We start from the raw sequence: 18,881 nt of genomic DNA, 5'->3' as shown, positions 1-18,881 counted from the left end.
GCCGACACCCTCGGAGGCGCTCGGCAGGAGCATCCGCAAGCCTGCGTAAGCAATCAAGCCCGCTACCACCGGCCGCAGACCGTAGAGCACCTTGCGGACGAGCGGCAGCTCGGCGCCGCGAGCCAGCACGAGCGACAGCAGAGCCATAATGACCAACGATGGCAGCGCCATCCCCGTGGTAGCGACGAGCGCGCCGGCAATGCCGTCGATCTCATAGCCGATCAGCGTCGCGCTATTGACGGCGATCGGACCGGGAGCCATGGCCGCTAGCGAGACCAGCTCATGGAATTGAATGGCGCTCATCCAGCCGTGAGCCGCCGTCTCGTATTCGATGACTGGCATGATAGCGTAGCCTCCCCCGAACGACAAGCAGCCTATCTTAACAAATGTCCAGAAAAGCGTCCACATCCGGCATCCCCCTCCGATCGCTCGCTTGAATCATCTCGATACTAGATGAAGTATTCAGGACAAAGCTCCTCCTCCCGCTGCCGCTCGACGCGCGGGCGCTCCAGTCGCCGTCTCATCCCGAGCCGATCCTTGGCCGCAATCACGATCGAGCCGACGCATAATCCGCTCGCGATCAGCCATCCGGGGTGAATCTCGGTCAAGAGCAAGCTGGCCAGCGTACCGCCCAGGATGATCATCGTCGAGACGTCAAAGACAGCGGCTCGGCCCATCCGCCAGGCGGCCAGTCCGATCAGGCCGACAATCCCGCCCTTCAGCCCCTGCAGCGCAGCGACGGTCTTCGGCAGGTCGGCGATCAACCGATACGCGAAGGCCAGCAGCAGAATCAGCGTAAAGGTCGGCACCGTCATCCCGATGACTGCTGCCAACGCTCCGACGCTGCCCGCCATACGGTAGCCGACGGCAGCAGCCGCATTGATGCCGACCCCGCCCGGCGCAGCCGCAGCAATCGACAGCAAATCCTCCAGACTCTCCCTCTCCATCCATTGCCGACGCTCGACGCATTCCCGCTCGATCGCCGGCATCATCGCATAGCCGCCGCCGAATGCTGTCGGCGCGACCTTCAAAAAGCTCCAGAACAGGTGGAGCGACATCGCCAGCTTGCGTTTCATGATAGTTGCACCTTCTTCTTGGATGTCGATCATTCAACGCTAGTATATCATCTTTTTATCATTTTGACATAAAGTAAGAAGGTTTTTTAGAGAAATTGGGTACAATTCATTGTGAAGACTCTGAAAATCATCTCCCTTTCACTCAACTTGATAAATACTTTCTATCAGATTGGAATGGTATGCTTTCGCAACTTTCGGTATAATGGAAGGCAAACAATAGAGGAAGAAAACGGAGGCTGTATGATGCTGCAAGACCCACGTCCGCTGTCGGCGAAGCGGCGAATCTACAATTATATTGCGCAAAACGGACCGTTGCCCAAGGCCGGGCTGCGTCATGTCGCCAGCGGCTCGGACAGCACGCTGACCCGCTTGCTCGAGGAGATGACCAACCAGGGACTGTTAATCGCCAACGAACGCGGTCCGTCTAGCGGCGGGCGCAGGCCGACCCTGTATCGCATCGATCCGACGCATCGATATGTGTTCGGTCTGGAGATTTCGAGGCTGTATTCGGCGCTGGCGTTATTCGATCTGCACATGAACCCGATCTCCAGCATCCAATGGCGGATGGATGAGGCCATGGATCCGGAGGCTCTGGTTGCTTATGTCCAACGCAATGTGTCGGCTTTCTTAAGAGATCATCAGATTGACAAGCAGCGCGTGCTGGGGATCGGCATCGGGGCGGTCGGCCCGCTCGACCGGGATGCGGGGGTCATTCTCGAACCGCTGCACTTCGCGTCCAAGGGCTGGAGGCAGGTGCAGATCTGCCGCTTGCTGGAGGAGCGGACAGGCTTCGCCGCCCGACTGGACAACGGCGCCAATGCGGCGCTCGCTGGCGAGCACTGGGCGATGCGCGAGCCTCAGCTGCAGCATATGCTCTATGTGCATGCCGGCGTCGGCGTACGCTCGGCGATGATGTCCGGCGGCCAGATCATACGGGGCAGTGTCGATATGGAAGGCGCAGTCGGACAGATGATCATCCAGCAGGACGGGCCGCGTCTCGATTCACACGGCAACTATGGCGCGCTGGAGGCGTTCGTCTCCGTCCAGGCGTTGGAGCAGCAAGCCCGCAGCCTCGTCAAGAGCGGACGCGATCAACTGCTGCGGCAGTACCGGATCGGCGCCGAGCAAGTGAACTACGATATCCTGCTGCAAGCGCTTGGCAGCGGTGATGAGATGGTGCGAGAGCTGTTCGTCCGCTCTGCCGCCCATCTCGGGATTGGCCTGGCCAATCTGATCAACATCCTCCATCCGGAGCAGATCGTGCTCGGCGGCGCGCTGCCGAATGCCAGTCAGAGTTATTATGACACGGCTATCCAGATCGCGCTCAAGCATACATACTATTATCCCGACTACGCTCCTGTCTTCTCCAAAGGCGTGCTGCGGGAGCATGCCGTCGCGGCGGGAGCGGCGCTGCAGCTCTGGCACGAGCTGGAGATGTGAGGAGCGCGATCATTCCTTGGCCAGCGTTACCCATCGGCGATCCTCATGGCTGCACAGGATGGCTTCGATGAGCAGCATCAGCTGGTGGCCCTGAGAGAAGGTCGCATAGCTGCGATTATGCTTTGGCTCTCGCACATGCGCATAAAAGTCGCCGCACAGATTTTTAAGCCCGTCCGGCCACCCCTCCTGATGACCGCCCGGGTAGTGCGCCAGCCGCGCCGACCGCTTGGACAACGTCTCCGGGTCCTTCAGGATGACCTCGTTTGCCTGCCCGCGTCTGCCGACCCATAGCTCATTGGGCCGCTCCTGATCCCACGCCACCGCAGCCTGGCCGGCAGCAATCTCGAAGACGAGCCGATTTTTGCGTCCCGCTGCGACCTGAGACACCGTGAAGACGCCCTGCACCCCATCCTCGAACCGTACCAGCACACTGCCATAATCCTCCGAGCTGACCGCGACCTCCTCGCATTCTCCCTCCGCAGATTCGAAGGTTGCGCTCTGCACGAGCGGCCGTTGCCGATGCATGTGCGCCGTCTTCAGATCGGCGCATACCTCGACGATTCGCTTGCCGAGCACATGCTGCACCGTATCGCACCAGTGGGAGCCGATATCCGCCATCGCCCGCGACGGTCCGTTCAGCTCCGGGTCGAGCCGCCAGCTGTAGTCCGACTCGTAGAGCAGCCAATCCTGGAGATAACTGCCCTGGACGTGGAAGACATCGCCATTCTCTTGCTGCCGCAGGAACTCCCGCGCCTCCGACACCATCGGGTAGTGCCGATAATTGAAGCAGACGCCGCTTCTTACATTAACCTGCTCGGCCAGCTCGGCGAGCTCTTGCGATTCCTGCGAGGTGACGGCCAGCGGCTTTTCCGACAGGATATGCTTGCCGGCCAGCAAGGCTTGCTTGTTGATCTCATAATGCAGGGCGTTCGGCGTACAATTATGGATCACCTCGATCTCCGGGTCTTCGATCATCTCCATATAATCATCATAGACGCGAGGAATCCCCATGTCTGCGGCCACCTGCTCGCTCTTCGCCCGCTCCCGGCTGGCGATCCCCCATACGAGCGTGCCGGGCACCCGGCGCAGCGCCTCGATGTGAGCAATTGCCGAGAAGCCCGTGCCTACGATGCCTGCTTTGATTGGTTTCATGGTTCTCATCCTCCCTTTGAAATCTATTTACACCTCCGGTTCAGACTAAGAAACAAAAAGGACCAACCGCCAGGAGCATGTGAGTCTCTCCCGGCTGTCGATCCTGTCGCAAAGCGCGCAAATCAGAATTTCAAAAAGTTCAATCTCGGGTTAAGCGAACCGTCCATCGGCGTCGCACCGGCAGTGTCGTGCTCGGCCACTGTCTTCAGCTCGGCAGCCAGCTCGTGGAACCAGGCTTCATCCCGGCCCGCCAGCGCGGCGTCGATCATGGTGCGGATCGTCTGTGCCTCGCCCATCGCCAGCGGCTCGAGTTTTTTCAAGCCCTGCTCGCGCACGCCGACATATTTGTTCCTAATACTCTCATGATCAGAGTGGATGACATAGAGCTTGATGATGCCTTGAAACTCGCCGATCGACTCGATATACCCGTGCACCAGCTCCCCGTTCCCGGTATGGCCTTGCACCCAGTCGCCAATTTGAAATGTCATGGTCCAGCACCACCTGTTCTGCAAGAGTTGGAGTTACCTACACACATCAACTGTAACAACCACAGATACACTTTGGATAAACGCTACTGCATTTAGCATACTGTAATAATACTTGATACAGTTAAGATTGTCAAGTAACCTCACCTCAACTTGCAGTGCCCCGTCCCTAACACGCAGAGTATCAGGTCCGGGGCAATCCATGAGAAGGACTGGTTAACGCGAAGGGCTCGCCAGCTCCGCCAACGTGCGCGTCATCGCGCCGGTCGCTCCTTTGCCTTCCCAGCCGCGGCCCTTGGAGAGCCAGGCCGTGCCGCCGATGTCCAGATGGACCCATGGCAGCTCCTCGGCGAAGGTGCCGATGAACAGCCCTCCGGTTATCGTGCCTGCCAATCGACCGCCGACATTTTTCATATCGGCCGCGTCACTGTCGAGCTGTCTGCGATATACGGGATACGACGGCAGCTCCCAGATCGGCTCGCCGCTCCGCTCGCCTGCCTGCCGCACCGTCTCCATCAGCCCGGGGTGATTGCTCACTGCGCCCGTCGCCACATCGCCCAGAGCGACCATCACTGCGCCGGTCAGCGTAGCGACATCGACCAACTGCGTCGCTCCCCGCTGGATGGCTGTCGTCAGACCGTCGGCGAGCACGAGTCGCCCTTCCGCATCCGTATTGACAACCTCGACGGTCCGACCGCTCATCGTCGTGATCACGTCGCCTGGCTTAAGCGCCCGATCCGAGGGCATATTCTCGGCGGTCGGCACTACGGCGACGATGTTGATCGCCGGGCGCAGCTTGCCGACGATGCGCATCGCGCCGAGCACAGCGGCGGCGCCTCCCATATCGGAGATCATCTCCTCCATGCCTGCTGCCTTCTTGAGCGAGATGCCGCCCGTATCGAAGGTGATGCCTTTGCCGACCCAGCCCCACACCGTCTTGTCATCCGGTGCGCCCTGATAATGCAGGACGATCATACGCGGCGGGTGCGCGCTGCCCTGGCCGACGCCCAGCAAGCCCCCCATCCCTTGCTCCGCTGCGGACCATTCGTCGAGCACCTCGCATTCCAGCTCCAGCTCGGCAGCGAGTTGCTCTGCTTCCTCCGCCAGCTGCTCCGGCGTCAGCAGATTGCCCGGCCGGTTGGTCAGCTCGCGCGCATAGCAAACGCCGTCGGCGAAGATGGTGCCACGCCGCAGCCCTGCCTCCCATGCGGCGGCCAGGCCCAGCGCCTCCTGCCCGCTCTGCGGCACGAATGCCGCTGACTCGAGCGCGTCCGCCTCCTTCCCCTCCCGCCGGATCGCCTCGCGGCTGTGCAGGCCGAGGATCAGTCCTTCGCTCATTGCTTGCGCTGCCGCTTGAGGCTCGCAGCCCGCTCCGCCCGTCAGCAGCCATTCAGGCAGCAGCAGGCGGATATGGCGCGCCTTTAGCGATCGTACACCCCTTGCGACTGCCGCAGCCGCCGAGCGCAGACCGTCGGCGTCCGGCTCCGCTGCCAGTCCGACGCAGACGACGAACGGCGTCGGCAGCAGCCCGACCGTCGGCAAGGTATAGAGCTCCTCCGGTTTGCCATGATACAGTCCGCGCTCGCGGAGCTGACGCACTGCGGCATCGAGCTGAGGATGCAGCCCGCCTGCCGCTTGCGCATTTTCCTCCGACAGTCCGGCTTCGGTCACGAACACGACGAGCGCGTCCGCCTCCATTTCGTGTTTCGGATTTCCGTATGTAATTTGCAGGCTCATGTGATCCCGCCTCCTGTTCCTGGAATGTAAAAAAAGAATCGGTCTTTAACCGATTCTAAGGGTTTAGCGCACCATTGGCAAATAGATCGTAAATTCGGTCCCCTCGCCGACGTTGCTATCGACCTTGATGAAGCCGCCGTGGTTGCGGATGATCCGGTAGCTGACCGACAATCCGAGCCCGGTCCCTTCCGCCTTGGTCGTAAAAAATGGATCGAAGAGCCGATTCATCGTCTGCTTTTCCATCCCTTTGCCGTTGTCGCGGATCGTAATCTCCGCATATCTGCCTTCCTTGCGGCTGATGATGTCGATGCGGCCCTCTCGCTCGCCGCCGAGCTCGACGATCGCATCCAGAGCGTTTTTGAAGATGTTCAGGATGACTTGCTTGACCTGCTTCACATCAATTGAGATATGCAGCACCTCCGTGCTCCCCTCATAGTTGACGACGCTGCCCTTCATGAGCGCCTCGCTCTCGGTGAGCAAGATCACTTCCTTCAACAGGGAGTTGATGGGCACCAGTTGCATCATCGGAGCCGACGGCTTGGACGAATTGAGGAACTCATTGATAATCTCGTTGGCCCGGTCGATCTCCGAGAGGATGATCCTTGCGTACTCCTCCTTGCCGAGCGCCAGCAGATGCGGCCTCAGCAGCTGGATAAAACCGCGTATCGATGTGAGCGGATTGCGAATCTCGTGGGCGATCGCGGCCGCGATCTTCCCTAACATCGCCAGCTTGTCATTTTGGTAGGCCGTCTGCTCGATCTGCTTGTACTCCGAGACATCCTTGACGCTGATGAGATAATCGCCGTCAAGCTGGTCGCCGTAGGTGACCGTCACGAGCAGATGCCGTCCGCCGGCATCCTGAAGCTCGAAGTAGCGGCTGCGCTGATAGATCATCCGTCTGAACAAGCCGAGGATCATCCGTCTCGTAGCCTTCCGCAGCCCTGGATGACTCACTAGACTGCGCACGTCGCAGCCGATCAGCGTCATGCGAGGAATGTCTAGGAGACGCGCCATTTGCAGATTGACGAAGGTCAACAGCCCATCCTTGTCAAACAAAGCAATCCCGCTGTCCATATGTTGCAACACATTCTCGTATTTGTCCTTGACCAATTGCGTCGATCGGTTGGACTTGAAGAGCAGCTCTCTCATCTCGTTAAACGTTTCGTCTGTGGCCTGTTGGGGAAAAGAGTGACTTTTGTACTCGGTCAAAAGTTCTACAAGCAAAGTCGTACTCCGCTTGTACAACATCGGGGCGTCGCCCAGCATGTTATCTTCGGTCAGCTGCTGGAGCGCTTGATCGTGGAGTGTACTGATTTCATCGGGGCTCAAGGACTGCAGATAGCGACCAAGCTCCTGCTTGCGGTTACTTGACACTTCCCTGCCGCGCACATAGTCGGAGAGGATCAGATCATACTTCTTGCGGATAAAGGGCATTCCGGCTCCGTTGTGACTGCATACAGCATACCTGACTTGTTGATCATGCTTGGATCGTCTCATCAGCATTCTCTTATCACATCCGATAATATTTGTTTTTCCACAGGATACCATAATCATAGTAATATTCTGTAATCGGTGTCAATCAGAGATTGTGTCGAAAACATAGGGGCGTTTCGACAAGCATATGCAGGTCTTTTCACCTGTTGCGACCGTTGCGACCGCCCGCCGCCGCCCCATTAGTACAATAGAACGAAGGCAGCTAAACGTCCCCGCGTGCGGGATCTAGCTGCCTGACGGCGATCGGAAGTGCTTCATGTCAAGCCGCCGGCTGCCCGCTCCACTGATCCGGCTTGGCCGGTCGCCGGCGCTCCTCGTTTGGATCGCGTCGTCCGGGCTTGCTTGACTCCGCACCGCCCTCCCGCTGATCACGCGGATTCTGCGGAATAAGTCGATCCTCTCGCTGGGTTTGCGAGTCATCCTTCGGCTTGCGGCCAGACTCCGGACGGGCTTGTGCGCCGTTCCCCGGCTTGTGCTCATGGCCGGGCTGAGCATACGCGCCATCCCGCTCCTTGCGGTAAGACTCCGGACGGGCTTTTACGCCATTCTGCGGCTTGCGGTCCGACTCGGGCCGAGCTTGCGTGCCATTCCCCGGCTTGCGGTCCGACTCGGGTCGAGCTTGCGCTCCATCCCGCTCCTTGCGGTAAGACTCGCGTTGGTCAGCTCGTCCGTTTCGTTTCGACTCGCGCTCGGAGCTGCGTTGTTGCTCATCTCCACGTCCTTTTCCATTCGACTGCAGCCTCTTCTCAGGCGTCTGCTTGCTCGCACCCGCTGACACCGCAGACGTGTCGCCGGCAGGCGTGGATGACGTTGCAGCCGCATCCTCCGGAGATTCGTGCTTATCGTCCTCGAGCCCGGGGTCATCCTCCTCCTGCACTGGCGACTCCGCAGGCTGCTGCGCCGGATCGGTGTGCGGCTCGCCCTCTGCGGCCTCACGCTCTTGGAGCAGTAGTCGCCGCAGCAGCGCCTCGCCCTCCTCATCGTCCCAACGGCTCATGATCGTCTGGAGTCCGCCATGCGCTGCTGCTGCCTGTCGGATCGACTGCTCTCTGAGCTCCTCCAGCCGGATCGGATCGCCATTGTACCTGGAGAGCAGATGTACGGCCATCTGCCCCGGCGTGACCCCTTGCACCTCCGCTTCGTCCCTCAGTTGGACCGGCGCGCTCAGCACTGTGACCGTCAGATCCAGCGCCGACTCGAGCAGTTGACGGACCTCTCCCGCGATCCTCGCGCCGAGCTGATCGTCTGACTTGAGATCTGCGGCGATGCTGGTGACGATGGCCGCTTGCGAGTCCCCGGTCAGATACGGCCCTGTTCTGGCACGCTCGACGATCTGCTCCAACACCTCCTGCAGCGCGATATTCTCGTACGTCATGCCGCGGATGATCTCGGCGCCATCCGCATTCCAGGAGCGAAGCTCCACTACACGCTCATGCTTGTCCACCCCAAGCTCGAGGCTCGGGTTAAAATCGATCGCCAGATAGTAGGCGACCTCGGAGTACGAACGGATCAGGCCGGGTACAGTGACCAGCACGAGCGCGACAGCAATCGCCGCAGCGAGCGCGGCGATCCGTCGAGCCGCCGGATGCGACCGTTCAGGCACCGCTACTTGTTCGCCGAGTCCGGCGACATGCGTTTTGCGGATATGGCGGAATTGTCCATCCGGCGTCAGCACGATCCAATGTCTGGCTTTGATGTCGACGATGATCCCCCGCTTCATGCTTCGCTCCCTCCTTTCTCATCCTCCGCGCTCGCGCCCAGATAGTCTTGCAGATACGGATAGACGCCAGTGCGGATGAGCACCAGCGCGATCAGATACTTCCGGTTCCGTTCCAATGTCTTGCGGGTGACTCCGGCAAATGCCAAAATCTCCTTGATCGGCAATTGCTTCTTTTTGCGCATCAGGTTTATCAATTCGGCATCCTCTGCAATGCCTCTGGCGATCCGCTGCATATTCTCTCGCGAATCGGCATGCTTGGGCGCATGCTTCGCCAGCTCTGCATAGGAGATGTGGTAATCCAGCAGTTCGGCGCCCAGCTCCTCGATCTCCTGCCGCAAGCTCTGCGACTCCAGCTCCAATGCATAATGTCTCATCGACTGTCGATCCTCAAGCCGGCGCAGACGCCCCTCCTCCTCTTGTCCCTCCAGCGAACTGTAGGGCAGAAGGCGGGCATGACGCTGCTCCTTGCGGAGATGATCGATCAATCGGCGTCGGATGACCGTCTCCGCGAAGCCGATAAACGACTTTCCTGCCTTGTCGTCATACTGTCGGATCGCTTCGTGGAAACCCTGCAACGCGATGCTGTATTCGTCGTCGCGGGAGGGGTCAATATAACGTCTGCAGAAACGACTCGCAACCTTGATGACGAACGGCTCGTAAGCGGCGAGGAAAGGTCCGATCGCCTCCTCCTCCCCGCTTCGGATCCGCGCCACGATTGCCTCCGGCAGCTCGCGGCTTGCTAGTCCGTCGTCGCGACGCGACTTGCCGAACCAGCGTTTGAACAAAACAAGTAACAACCCGCTCCACCTCACATTGATAGCTTTCGACCTGGTGATTGACCTTGTGGGGGTGTGCTCAAAAAGAAACGCCTCCTGTGCGAGGAGGCGGTCGTAGTTAACAATAACCCTCGGATGGGCGTCGCTGCTGTAATTTGTTGCGACGCTTATTCAGCACGCTTAGCCGTCGTTTCAGTTGCTGCTCCCACTCTTGATCCTGCAGCTGCTTGGCAAAGCTGAGCAGATCCAGCGCCATATCGATCTGACTGTGGACAACCTCCATCGGATCCTCATGCTCGTGATTGACGCAGTTCTCGGCAAGCGCAACGCTTTCCTGCTCCACATAATCGTGGAAATCCACCTCGGAAGCGCCGTCTCCATGAGCGTACTCCGCAAGAATTTCATATTCGTTTTCGATTAGGTAATGAATCTCGACCCGATGACAGACAGGACAGAACATGATCGGCACATTATGAATGTGCGTCCGATAATGCTTCAAGGTCCCCTTCGTCCCCAACATGCTGGCGCCACAACAGAAGCTCATTTCGACCCCTCCTTTGGCTCGTCTGACGGAGCAAGTCCCCGCAACAGACGGCTTGCCGTATCATTTGGACTCCTTTTACCCGTTCCATTCTCGCCCTAATCACGAGAAACGGGGCCTTGCGTTTGGCATCGCCTATCTTTACTATATTCGCCTTTTGCCGCATAATCCCTGCAAGAGAACGTCTCCAATATCTAACTGATTGTCCAGCCACCGGAGCCAAAACGAAAACAAGCCCACAAGGGGCTTGTTCTTCAATCATCTATTGAGGTTGTCCATTAGATAAAGTTTTTCGAGGTTGTCACGCGACGAGCCGTTACAAAACGTTTGTCGTAGTAAGAGCTGGACATTTTGCTGATGGTGACGCCTTTGCTGCTCGAGGAGTGTGCAAACTCTCCGTCCCCCAAGTAGATGCCGGCATGGGAAATGCCTTTGCCGCTTGTGTTAAAAAAGACTAGATCGCCCGGCTGTAGATCGGAACGCTCGACTTTGGTCCCTTTTTTCGCTTGTGAGCTGGAGGTTCTCGGAAGCTTGATGTCGTATTGATTGAAGATATGAATGACAAATCCCGAACAATCGAAGCCTTTGGTCGTGGTACCGCCATATTTGTAAGGCGTGCCAACCACTTTGTCGACCTTTTCCCGAAGGTCCTTTTCGCTGGCGAATACGGAACCTGCAAATGTGAAGACCATTACTGCTGCGAGCATTGCTGCGACCAATCGTTTCAAAACTGTTTTCTCCCTTCGTGCCTACGAGGTTAGCTGAGGGTTCGGTTGAGAGTTTCCCTATAATTCCTTCTTGCGGAATTAATTCACCCGGGGATGGATCCCCCGTTTCCAAGCCTGGGCTCGGAATTCGGCATCGGTAGTATAATTTTCCTATGTTACAGGGATTCGCCCTTAAGAGCCAAAATCCTACCTGTTTAAACATTAGAAAAACTTCAGAAACCGAAGAACGTCGAAAAAGCCTGATCGCACAAGGCTTCAGGCTGTCGTGTTATTTTAAATATGAGAGAACCTTAAGGAATATATTGCTGCACGATTTTGATGATTTTTCCATCCTTTACAGTGATGTGGTAAGGAAAGTCTCGCATATCCCATTCCTCATGATCCTGGATCAGACCGATGAAGCGATCCACGTCAATCTGCTCATCCCAGACAATATCCGCTTCCTCGATATTCCCCGTCCGGTTATAAATCTGCATCCGCACCTCTGCATCCGGAGCAATCTCCAGCTCGACGAGCGCATCGTCTTCATTGACGATATAGTAGCCATCCGGCGCCTCGGTCATGTCGGGATCTTGCTCATGCAGCCGGAATTGCTCGTTGGCCTCTTCGCCTTCGAACCACTGGATGTAATCGACAACAGCGGTAATTTTGCCATCCTTTTGCTCGATAGACTCGATGTAGGAGGTTTGCGTCTCGGGAGAAGCGGCTACCGGCTGGTAGGCGTCGTCTTTTGCGCTGGCCGCGCCAAATTGAATCAATACGATCAAGACGACAAGTGCGCTCAACAATGTTTTTTTCATTGTTCCCTCTCCCTTGAGTAGCATAATCCTGTCTCCATCCTACAGCTATTTACCCTGTTCAGCGGATGTTGAACCAGCCTGCTGTTAATTGTATGTATTCTTTGTGTCTTCCTTGCTTGTATACTATTAAGACGGATGAGGAAGGGAAATGGTTGCATCAAAAATCACTTTTTTGAAAAAAAAATTAAAAAAATGAGAAAAATCGATTGACTCCTCACAACGCAAAAGCCCCGCACAGGGCGGGGCGTAATACCAAGAACTAACCATACAGTCCTTCTTGACTTAAGCTTGCAGCGCAGCGACGATCAAATCGCCCATTGCCGTCGTGCCGACAGCCTTGCTCTTGTCGACCGCGATGTCGCCAGTGCGGTGACCGTCGTTGAGCACCTTGGCTACCGCATCCTCGATTGCTTGAGCTGCCTCTTCGTAGCCAAAGGTCAGACGGTACATGAGCGCTACGGAGAGGATCGTCGCGATCGGGTTGGAGATGCCTTGGCCGGCGATGTCCGGCGCCGAGCCGTGCACCGGCTCGTACAGACCGAAGCTGCCTTCGCCCAGCGAAGCGGACGAGAGCATGCCGATCGAGCCGGTCAGCATCGCTGCTTCGTCGCTCAGGATGTCGCCGAACATGTTCTCAGTGACGATGACATCAAAGCTGGACGGACGACGCAGCAGTTGCATCGCACAGTTGTCGACGAGCACATGCTCGAGTTCGACATCCGGATACTCTGGCGCAAGCCGATTGACGACCTCACGCCACAGACGCGACGTCTCGAGGACGTTGGCTTTGTCTACGGAGGTCAGATGCTTGCGGCGCTTCTGAGCGATCTCGAACGCCTGGCGGACGATCCGCTCAACCTCGGCGACATTGTAGACGCAAGTGTCGACCGCTTCCTGGCCATGCTCGCCATCGCGGCGGAACTTCTCGCCAAAGTAGATGCCGCCGGTCAGCTCGCGCACGACGATCAGGTCGGTGCCCTCGAGTACCTCTGGCTTCAGCGTGGACGCTTCGCGCAGGCAATCGAAGACGTTTGCCGGACGGATGTTGGAGAACAGGCCCAGCGCCTTACGGATGCCCAGCAGACCGGTTTCCGGACGCAGCTCCTTGCTGTTGTTGTCCCACTTTGGTCCGCCTACCGCTCCGAGCAGCACAGCGTCAGCGTTCTTACAGATATCGAGTGTTTCTTGCGGCAGCGGCGTGCCCTTTTCGTCGATAGCGATGCCGCCGAACAGCCCATGCTCGAATTCAAAGCTAAGGCCAAACAGCTCCTCGGTTTTTTTCATTACCTTGATCGCTTCTGCGACCACCTCAGGGCCGATGCCGTCGCCGGCGATGACCGCGATTTTTTTCGTTTCTGCCATGTTGCACACTCCTCTGTTTACATTTAAATAAGACTCATTTTGTCGCGGCGTCCGCCGGACTTGCGCTTGTCGATCAAGCGGTTGAGCGCGTCCACATAGGCGCGAGCGCTCGCCTCCAGGATATCCGTGCTAAGGCCGCGACCTTGCGCCGACACCTCGTCCTGCTGCAGCACGACATGAACCTCGCCGAGCGCGTCCTTGCCCTGGGTGACGGACTTGATGGAGTAGTCCTCCAGCTCGACTGCCTCGCTGGTCGCTTTGTCGATCGCGTTGTAGATCGCGTCGACCGAGCCGTTGCCCTCTGCCGTCACCGTCTGCTCCCCGGTCGCTGCGGAGCGGATACGCACAGTCGCGCTTGGCGTCGATTCGTTGCTGTAGCTCACCTGCACCGCTTCGAGGACGAATACCTCCGGCGTGTCGATCAGCTTCGCCTCGAGCATCGCCCGGATGTCCTCGTCGCTGACGTTTTTCTTCTTGTCCGCCAGCTCCTTGAACTTCGCGAAGGCGCCGTTGACCGCCTCGTCGGACAGCTCATAGCCCATGTCCAGCAGCTTCTCGCGGAACGCATGGCGTCCGGAGTGCTTGCCGAGCACCAGCTTCGACTCCTTCAGACCGATCGTCTCCGGCGAGATGATCTCATACGTCGTCTTCTCCTTCAGCATGCCGTCCTGATGGATGCCCGACTCGTGGGCAAAGGCGTTGGCGCCGACGATCGCCTTGTTGCCCGGCACGACCATACCGGTCAGCTTGCTGACCAGACGGCTCGTCTTGGCAATCTCGGTCAATTGAATCGTCGTATGCGCCTCATAGTAATCCGAACGGGTAGCCAGCGTCATGATGACCTCTTCCAACGCCGTATTGCCTGCGCGCTCGCCGATACCGTTAATCGTGCCTTCGATCTGATCGGCGCCGTTTTTGATCGCGGCCAGCGCGTTGGCTGTCGCCATACCGAGATCGTCGTGGCAGTGCGCGCTGAGCTGGATCGTCTCGATATTCGGCACCTGCTCCTTGAGCGTCTTGAAGATGTTGCCGAACTCCGACGGCGACATGTACCCGACCGTATCGGGGATATTGACGACCGTCGCTCCGGCGCGGATCGCCATATCCGTCACCTGGCAGAGGAAATCAAGCTCCGTGCGTCCGGCGTCCTCCGGTGAGAACTCCACTTTGCTAAAATATTGCTTGGCATAACGAATCGCCCGCTCCGCCGCCTCCAGCACCTGCTCCTTCTCCATGCGCAGCTTATGCTGACGATGGATCGGCGAGGTCGCCAGGAACAAGTGGATGCACGGATCCTGAGCATCCTTGAGCGCTTCCCGTACCGCGTCGATGTCTTGCTCCCGCGAGCGCGCCAGCCCGATGATCGAAGCGTTTTTGACCGCTTTGGCTACCGCAGCCACGCCAGCCAGGTCGCCCGGCGACGCCGCCGGAAAGCCGGCTTCGATGCGGTCGATGCCGAGCTTCTCCAGTTGCAGAGCAATCTCGACTTTTTCTTGCGTATTCAGATTGACGCCCGGCGATTGCTCGCCATCGCGCAGCGTCGTATCGAAGATATAGATTTTGCGCATGTTCGTGTGCCCCCTGTCCCCGTAGTGTGAAGACTAACCGCTATACAAACCAACATCCCGGTTACCTGCGCAGGCGGACAGACCTCCCACACGCGGAAAGGTCTGTCCCTCTGCCCTGGATAGCCCGGGATCGATGGTACGGCTTGTATATGGCTTAAAACGCTAGCTTACTTCTTGATCCAGTGCATCAGTTCGCGCAGTTGGCTGCCCACTTGCTCGATCGGATGCTCGGCTTCGCGGCGACGAGTCGCAGTCAGCGTAGCGCCATTGGATTGGTTCTCGAGGATGAAGTCGCGAGCGAAGCGTCCAGCCTGGATATCCTCCAGCACGCGTTTCATTTCTTTTTTGGTCTCTTCGGTCACGACGCGAGGGCCAGTGACATAGTCGCCGTACTCTGCCGTGTTGCTGATGGAGTCGCGCATCGAGGACAGGCCGCCTTCGTACATCAGGTCGACGATCAGCTTCAGCTCATGCAAGCACTCGAAGTACGCCATCTCAGGCGCATAACCTGCTTCTACCAACGTTTCGAAGCCGGCTTTGACCAGTGCGCTTGTACCGCCGCACAGTACCGCTTGCTCACCGAACAGATCCGTCTCGGTCTCTTCGCGGAACGAAGTCTCGATAACGCCTGCGCGAGTACAGCCGATACCTTTGGCATACGCCAGACCGATCGCTTGCGCGTTGCCTGTAGCGTCCTGCTCGATTGCGATCAGGCCAGGAACGCCGAAGCCTTCAACGTAAGTGCGGCGCACCATGTGACCAGGCGATTTTGGAGCTACGAGGAGCACGTCTGTGTCCTTGTCCGGCACGATTTGGCCGAAGTGAACGTTAAAGCCGTGGGAGAACATCAGCGCCGCGCCTTTTTTCAGGTTCGGCTTGATCTCTTCGTTATAGACGCGTGCTTGCGTCTCGTCCGGCATCAGGATTTGTACCACGTCGGCTACCTTGACAGCCTCAGCTACAGACAGTACTTCAAAGCCGTCGTTTTTAGCTTTTTCGGCGGATTTGCCAGCGCGCAGGCCGATGACGACTTTCAGTCCGCTGTCGCGCAGGTTTTGCGCTTGCGCATGACCTTGGCTGCCGTAGCCGATAACCGCGATTGTTTTACCTTGCAGGACGCCTTGGTCCGCATCTTTTTCGTAGAACATGTTAACTGCCATGAGAATAAATGCCTCCTTTAATTTGAACCCAATTGAACGGGTGCTCGAAAGGGCGAATCGCAGGTAAAGCTTCGCCCGCTCAAGCTCCCGTTCAATTAACGGGTATGTTGCTAATCTGACTATCCGTCTGGAGCAACGCGCGCTTAGCGCGCGTTGCCTCGCATCATCGCCGTCACGCCGGTCCGGGACAACTCCCGGATGCCGTACGGCTTGAGCAGCTCGACCATCGCATCGATCTTGTCCGAGTCGCCGACGACCTGCACCATCAGCGTGTGCGAGCCGATATCGACGACGGCCGCGCGGAACGTATCGACAACGCCGAGAATCTCCGGTCTGGCCGATGGCTCGGCGCTTACCTTGATCAGCGCCAGCTCCCGTCCGACCATCGGATGCGCGCTCAGGTCGACAACCTTGATGACGTCGATCAGCTTGTACAACTGCTTGGACACTTGCTCGAGCGTCCGGTCATCGCCGCTCGTGACGATGACCATCCGCGAGAGCCCGGGCTCCTCCGACGTGCCTACAGTGATGCTCTCGATGTTGAACCCCCGGCGTCCGAACAAGCCGGACACCCGCTGCAGCACGCCGGGCTGATTGTTAACCAATACGGCTATTGTAAATTTTTTCATTCCGAATCCCCCATTATCATCGCATCAATCGTGTTGCCCTGGGTGACCATCGGGTACACGTTCTCGTCCTTGCGTACGACGAACTCGACGACGGCAGGACCTGGATGACGTAGCGCCTCTTCCCAGACCGCCCGAGCATCCTCCTTGCCCGTTGCCCGGAAGCCCTTGACGCCGTAGGCTTCAGCCAGCTTGACGAAGTCGGGGCTGCCGGCCAGATCGATGTGGCTGTAACGGTTGTCGTAGATGATCTCCTGCCACTGACGCACCATGCCGAGCACCTGGTTATTGATGATCGCGACCTTGACCGGGATGTTGTTGATCGCGCAGATCGCCAGCTCCTGGGCGCACATCTGCATGCCGCCATCGCCGTTGATCGACACGACGACCCGATCCGGACACGCCATCTGGGCGCCGATCGCCGACGGGAAGCCAAAGCCCATCGTGCCCAGACCGCCGGAAGTGATCCAGGAGCGAGGCTGGTTGAACCGATAGTACTGCGCGGCCCACATCTGATGCTGGCCGACGTCGGTCGTGACGATCGCTTCGCCGCCCGTCGTCTCGTGGATCATCTCGATGACCCATTGCGGCTTCAGCACCGTATCGGAGTCGATGTACTTGAGCGGCTTCGCCTGCTTCCACTCCTGTACCTGACGGCGCCAGGCATCGGCCTTGGCCGCCGGCTGCGCTTCGCGATTGGCCAGCTGGAGCACGGTCTTGATATCGCCGACGATCGGGATTTCGGTCGGCACGTTTTTGCCGATCTCCGCCGGGTCGATATCGATGTGGACGATCCGGGCGTGCGGCGCGAAGCCTTGCAGCTTCATCGTCACGCGGTCGTCGAAGCGGGCGCCGATATTGATCAGCAAGTCGGCGGACTGGATCGCCATGTTGGCCGTGTACGTGCCGTGCATGCCCGGCATGCCCATCCACAGCTCCTCGCCACTCGGATACGCGCCCAGACCGAGCAGCGTCGTCGTCACCGGGATCTGGGTCTTCGTGATGAATTCCAACAGTTCTTCATGCCCGCCGGAGTAGACGACCCCGCCACCTGCCAGGATGACCGGACGTTCGGCTTCGACGATCGCCTTCAGCATCTTGTCGACCTGCAGCTTGTTCGGATGAACGGTCGGGTTGTAGCCGCGGATGTTCACTTCCGTGACTGGCTGGAAGAGCGCCGTCTGCGCCGAGACATCCTTCGGAATGTCGATCAGCACGGGGCCTTTGCGGCCAGTATTGGCGATATAGAACGCCTCATGGATCACGCGCGGCAAGTCTTCGACATTGCGCACGAGGTAGCTGTGCTTGGTGATCGGCATCGTGATGCCGGTAATGTCCGCTTCCTGGAAGGCGTCGGTACCGATCGCAGTCGTCGCCACGTTGCCCGTAATGATGACCAGCGGCACCGAGTCCATATAGGCTGTCGCGATGCCCGTTACCAGATTGGTTGCTCCCGGACCCGAGGTGGCGATACATACACCGACTTTCCCGCTGGCCCGCGCATAGCCATCCGCCGCATGAATAGCGCCTTGCTCGTGACGTGTCAGCAAGTGGTTGAAGTCAGAGTAGCCGTGCATGGCGTCATAGATGTACAACACCGCGCCGCCGGGATAGCCGAAGACGCATTCCGCACCCTCGAGAACCAAGCTGCGGAGCAATATTTCCGAGCCGCTGATGACCTCTTGCTTCACCAGCTTATCCATTATTTCTTCCTTTGACTTTAGCGCTGCACTTTGTGCGTTCATAGTCATCCTCCTTCTCCGGGTTTTGTGTCTGGGCGGGCACCTTGCAGAACATCAAAAAAACCTCCCGCCCCTCAGCACATCATTATGCGTTGAGGGACGAAAGGTTTAGCTTCCGTGGTACCACCCGTATTTGTCATACGTCTCGCGACATACAACCTCATAAAGTAAGACAGAGCTAGCCTGTTCCTACCTTCGGCACTGTAACGCGTGCCTTGCGATTCTCCCTAATAGTCCGTGGATTTTCAGGAAAACAGCTCCGAGGTGAGCTCGTAGAAAAGGGATTCTGGCGACGGTCTCAGCTAATCCGTCCGCTCTCTGAGCAAAAGAGCCCTTAACACTTCGTCCTCATCATTGCCGATTGCGTATGATATGTTAGGTTTAATTATATGCATTGCAACTCGATTCGTCAAGACCAGGTTGGCGAGGTCACCCAAAAACTTGCGACAACCGTACATTTCGCCGCTTCTCGTC

Annotated in this window: 17 protein-coding genes and 1 riboswitch; of the genes, 1 reads left to right on the top strand and 16 read right to left on the bottom strand. The window is 58.1% G+C overall.

What is annotated here, in order from left to right:
• Positions 1 to 408 (bottom strand): chromate transporter (locus PA598K_RS11570; protein WP_148091932.1); only part of this gene is annotated, 408 nt, incomplete at its 3' end.
• Between the two features lie 41 nt (positions 409 to 449).
• Complete coding sequence (locus PA598K_RS11565; protein WP_128657106.1) at positions 450 to 1,076, bottom strand: chromate transporter; 627 nt, start codon at positions 1,074 to 1,076, stop codon at positions 450 to 452.
• A 243-nt stretch (positions 1,077 to 1,319) separates the two neighbouring features.
• Here PA598K_RS11565 and PA598K_RS11560 point away from each other — a divergent pair, with 243 nt between their 5' ends.
• Positions 1,320 to 2,516, top strand: a complete 1,197-nt coding sequence (locus PA598K_RS11560; RefSeq protein ID WP_260405363.1) for an ROK family protein — start codon at positions 1,320 to 1,322, stop codon at positions 2,514 to 2,516.
• Between the two features lie 9 nt (positions 2,517 to 2,525).
• On the opposite strand, the gene PA598K_RS11555 is transcribed toward PA598K_RS11560, so the two are convergent.
• The 14 genes from PA598K_RS11555 to ilvB all read right to left on the bottom strand — a co-directional run bounded on the left by PA598K_RS11555 (position 2,526) and on the right by ilvB (position 18,410).
• Positions 2,526 to 3,668: a Gfo/Idh/MocA family protein gene (locus tag PA598K_RS11555; protein ID WP_128657104.1), complete on the bottom strand. Its 1,143-nt coding sequence runs from the start codon at positions 3,666 to 3,668 to the stop codon at positions 2,526 to 2,528.
• Between the two features lie 122 nt (positions 3,669 to 3,790).
• Positions 3,791 to 4,156 carry an IDEAL domain-containing protein gene (locus PA598K_RS11550; RefSeq protein WP_128657103.1) on the bottom strand — a complete coding sequence of 122 codons (366 nt, stop codon included), beginning with the start codon at positions 4,154 to 4,156 and terminating at the stop codon, positions 3,791 to 3,793.
• Between the two features lie 213 nt (positions 4,157 to 4,369).
• Positions 4,370 to 5,890, bottom strand: a complete 1,521-nt coding sequence (locus PA598K_RS11545; RefSeq protein ID WP_128657102.1) for a leucyl aminopeptidase — start codon at positions 5,888 to 5,890, stop codon at positions 4,370 to 4,372.
• A gap of 63 nt (positions 5,891 to 5,953) precedes the next feature.
• On the bottom strand, positions 5,954 to 7,324 hold the full coding sequence (locus PA598K_RS11540; protein WP_128657142.1) for an ATP-binding protein: 1,371 nt from the start codon (positions 7,322 to 7,324) through the stop codon (positions 5,954 to 5,956).
• Between the two features lie 319 nt (positions 7,325 to 7,643).
• Positions 7,644 to 9,104 (bottom strand): anti-sigma-I factor RsgI family protein, encoded by a 1,461-nt coding sequence (locus tag PA598K_RS11535; protein WP_128657101.1) that lies wholly within the window; start codon positions 9,102 to 9,104, stop codon positions 7,644 to 7,646.
• Positions 9,101 to 9,901 (bottom strand): RNA polymerase sigma-I factor, encoded by an 801-nt coding sequence (gene sigI / locus PA598K_RS11530; protein ID WP_260405362.1) that lies wholly within the window; start codon positions 9,899 to 9,901, stop codon positions 9,101 to 9,103. Before sigI ends, PA598K_RS11535 begins: the two co-directional genes overlap by 4 nt.
• Before the next feature lie 97 nt (positions 9,902 to 9,998).
• A complete protein-coding gene (locus tag PA598K_RS11525) occupies positions 9,999 to 10,424 on the bottom strand; it encodes a hypothetical protein (RefSeq protein ID WP_128657100.1) in 426 nt (141 codons plus the stop codon).
• Between the two features lie 275 nt (positions 10,425 to 10,699).
• Positions 10,700 to 11,149, bottom strand: a complete 450-nt coding sequence (locus tag PA598K_RS11520; protein WP_128657099.1) for a C40 family peptidase — start codon at positions 11,147 to 11,149, stop codon at positions 10,700 to 10,702.
• Positions 11,150 to 11,153: 4 nt separating this feature from the next.
• Positions 11,154 to 11,292: riboswitch (cyclic di-AMP (ydaO/yuaA leader) on the bottom strand.
• 147 nt (positions 11,293 to 11,439) lie between these two features.
• Positions 11,440 to 11,949, bottom strand: a complete 510-nt coding sequence (locus tag PA598K_RS11515) for a hypothetical protein (protein ID WP_128657098.1) — start codon at positions 11,947 to 11,949, stop codon at positions 11,440 to 11,442.
• 282 nt (positions 11,950 to 12,231) lie between these two features.
• The gene (gene leuB / locus PA598K_RS11510) at positions 12,232 to 13,311 is read right to left on the bottom strand and encodes a 3-isopropylmalate dehydrogenase (RefSeq protein ID WP_128657097.1); all 1,080 of its coding nucleotides are present in this window, start codon (positions 13,309 to 13,311) and stop codon (positions 12,232 to 12,234) included.
• Between the two features lie 23 nt (positions 13,312 to 13,334).
• Positions 13,335 to 14,879, bottom strand: a complete 1,545-nt coding sequence (locus tag PA598K_RS11505; protein WP_128657096.1) for a 2-isopropylmalate synthase — start codon at positions 14,877 to 14,879, stop codon at positions 13,335 to 13,337.
• Positions 14,880 to 15,046: 167 nt separating this feature from the next.
• Positions 15,047 to 16,039: a ketol-acid reductoisomerase gene (ilvC, locus tag PA598K_RS11500; protein WP_128657095.1), complete on the bottom strand. Its 993-nt coding sequence runs from the start codon at positions 16,037 to 16,039 to the stop codon at positions 15,047 to 15,049.
• A 143-nt stretch (positions 16,040 to 16,182) separates the two neighbouring features.
• A complete protein-coding gene (gene ilvN, locus PA598K_RS11495) occupies positions 16,183 to 16,668 on the bottom strand; it encodes an acetolactate synthase small subunit (protein WP_128657094.1) in 486 nt (161 codons plus the stop codon).
• Complete coding sequence (gene ilvB / locus PA598K_RS11490; protein ID WP_128657093.1) at positions 16,665 to 18,410, bottom strand: biosynthetic-type acetolactate synthase large subunit; 1,746 nt, start codon at positions 18,408 to 18,410, stop codon at positions 16,665 to 16,667. The genes ilvN and ilvB overlap by 4 nt, the downstream gene beginning before the upstream one ends.
• Positions 18,411 to 18,881 lie beyond the last annotated feature (471 nt).

The organism is Paenibacillus sp. 598K, from assembly GCF_003851045.1.
Lineage (GTDB): Bacteria > Bacillota > Bacilli > Paenibacillales > Paenibacillaceae > Paenibacillus_D.
This window is presented reverse-complemented; position numbering and strand designations above follow the sequence as displayed.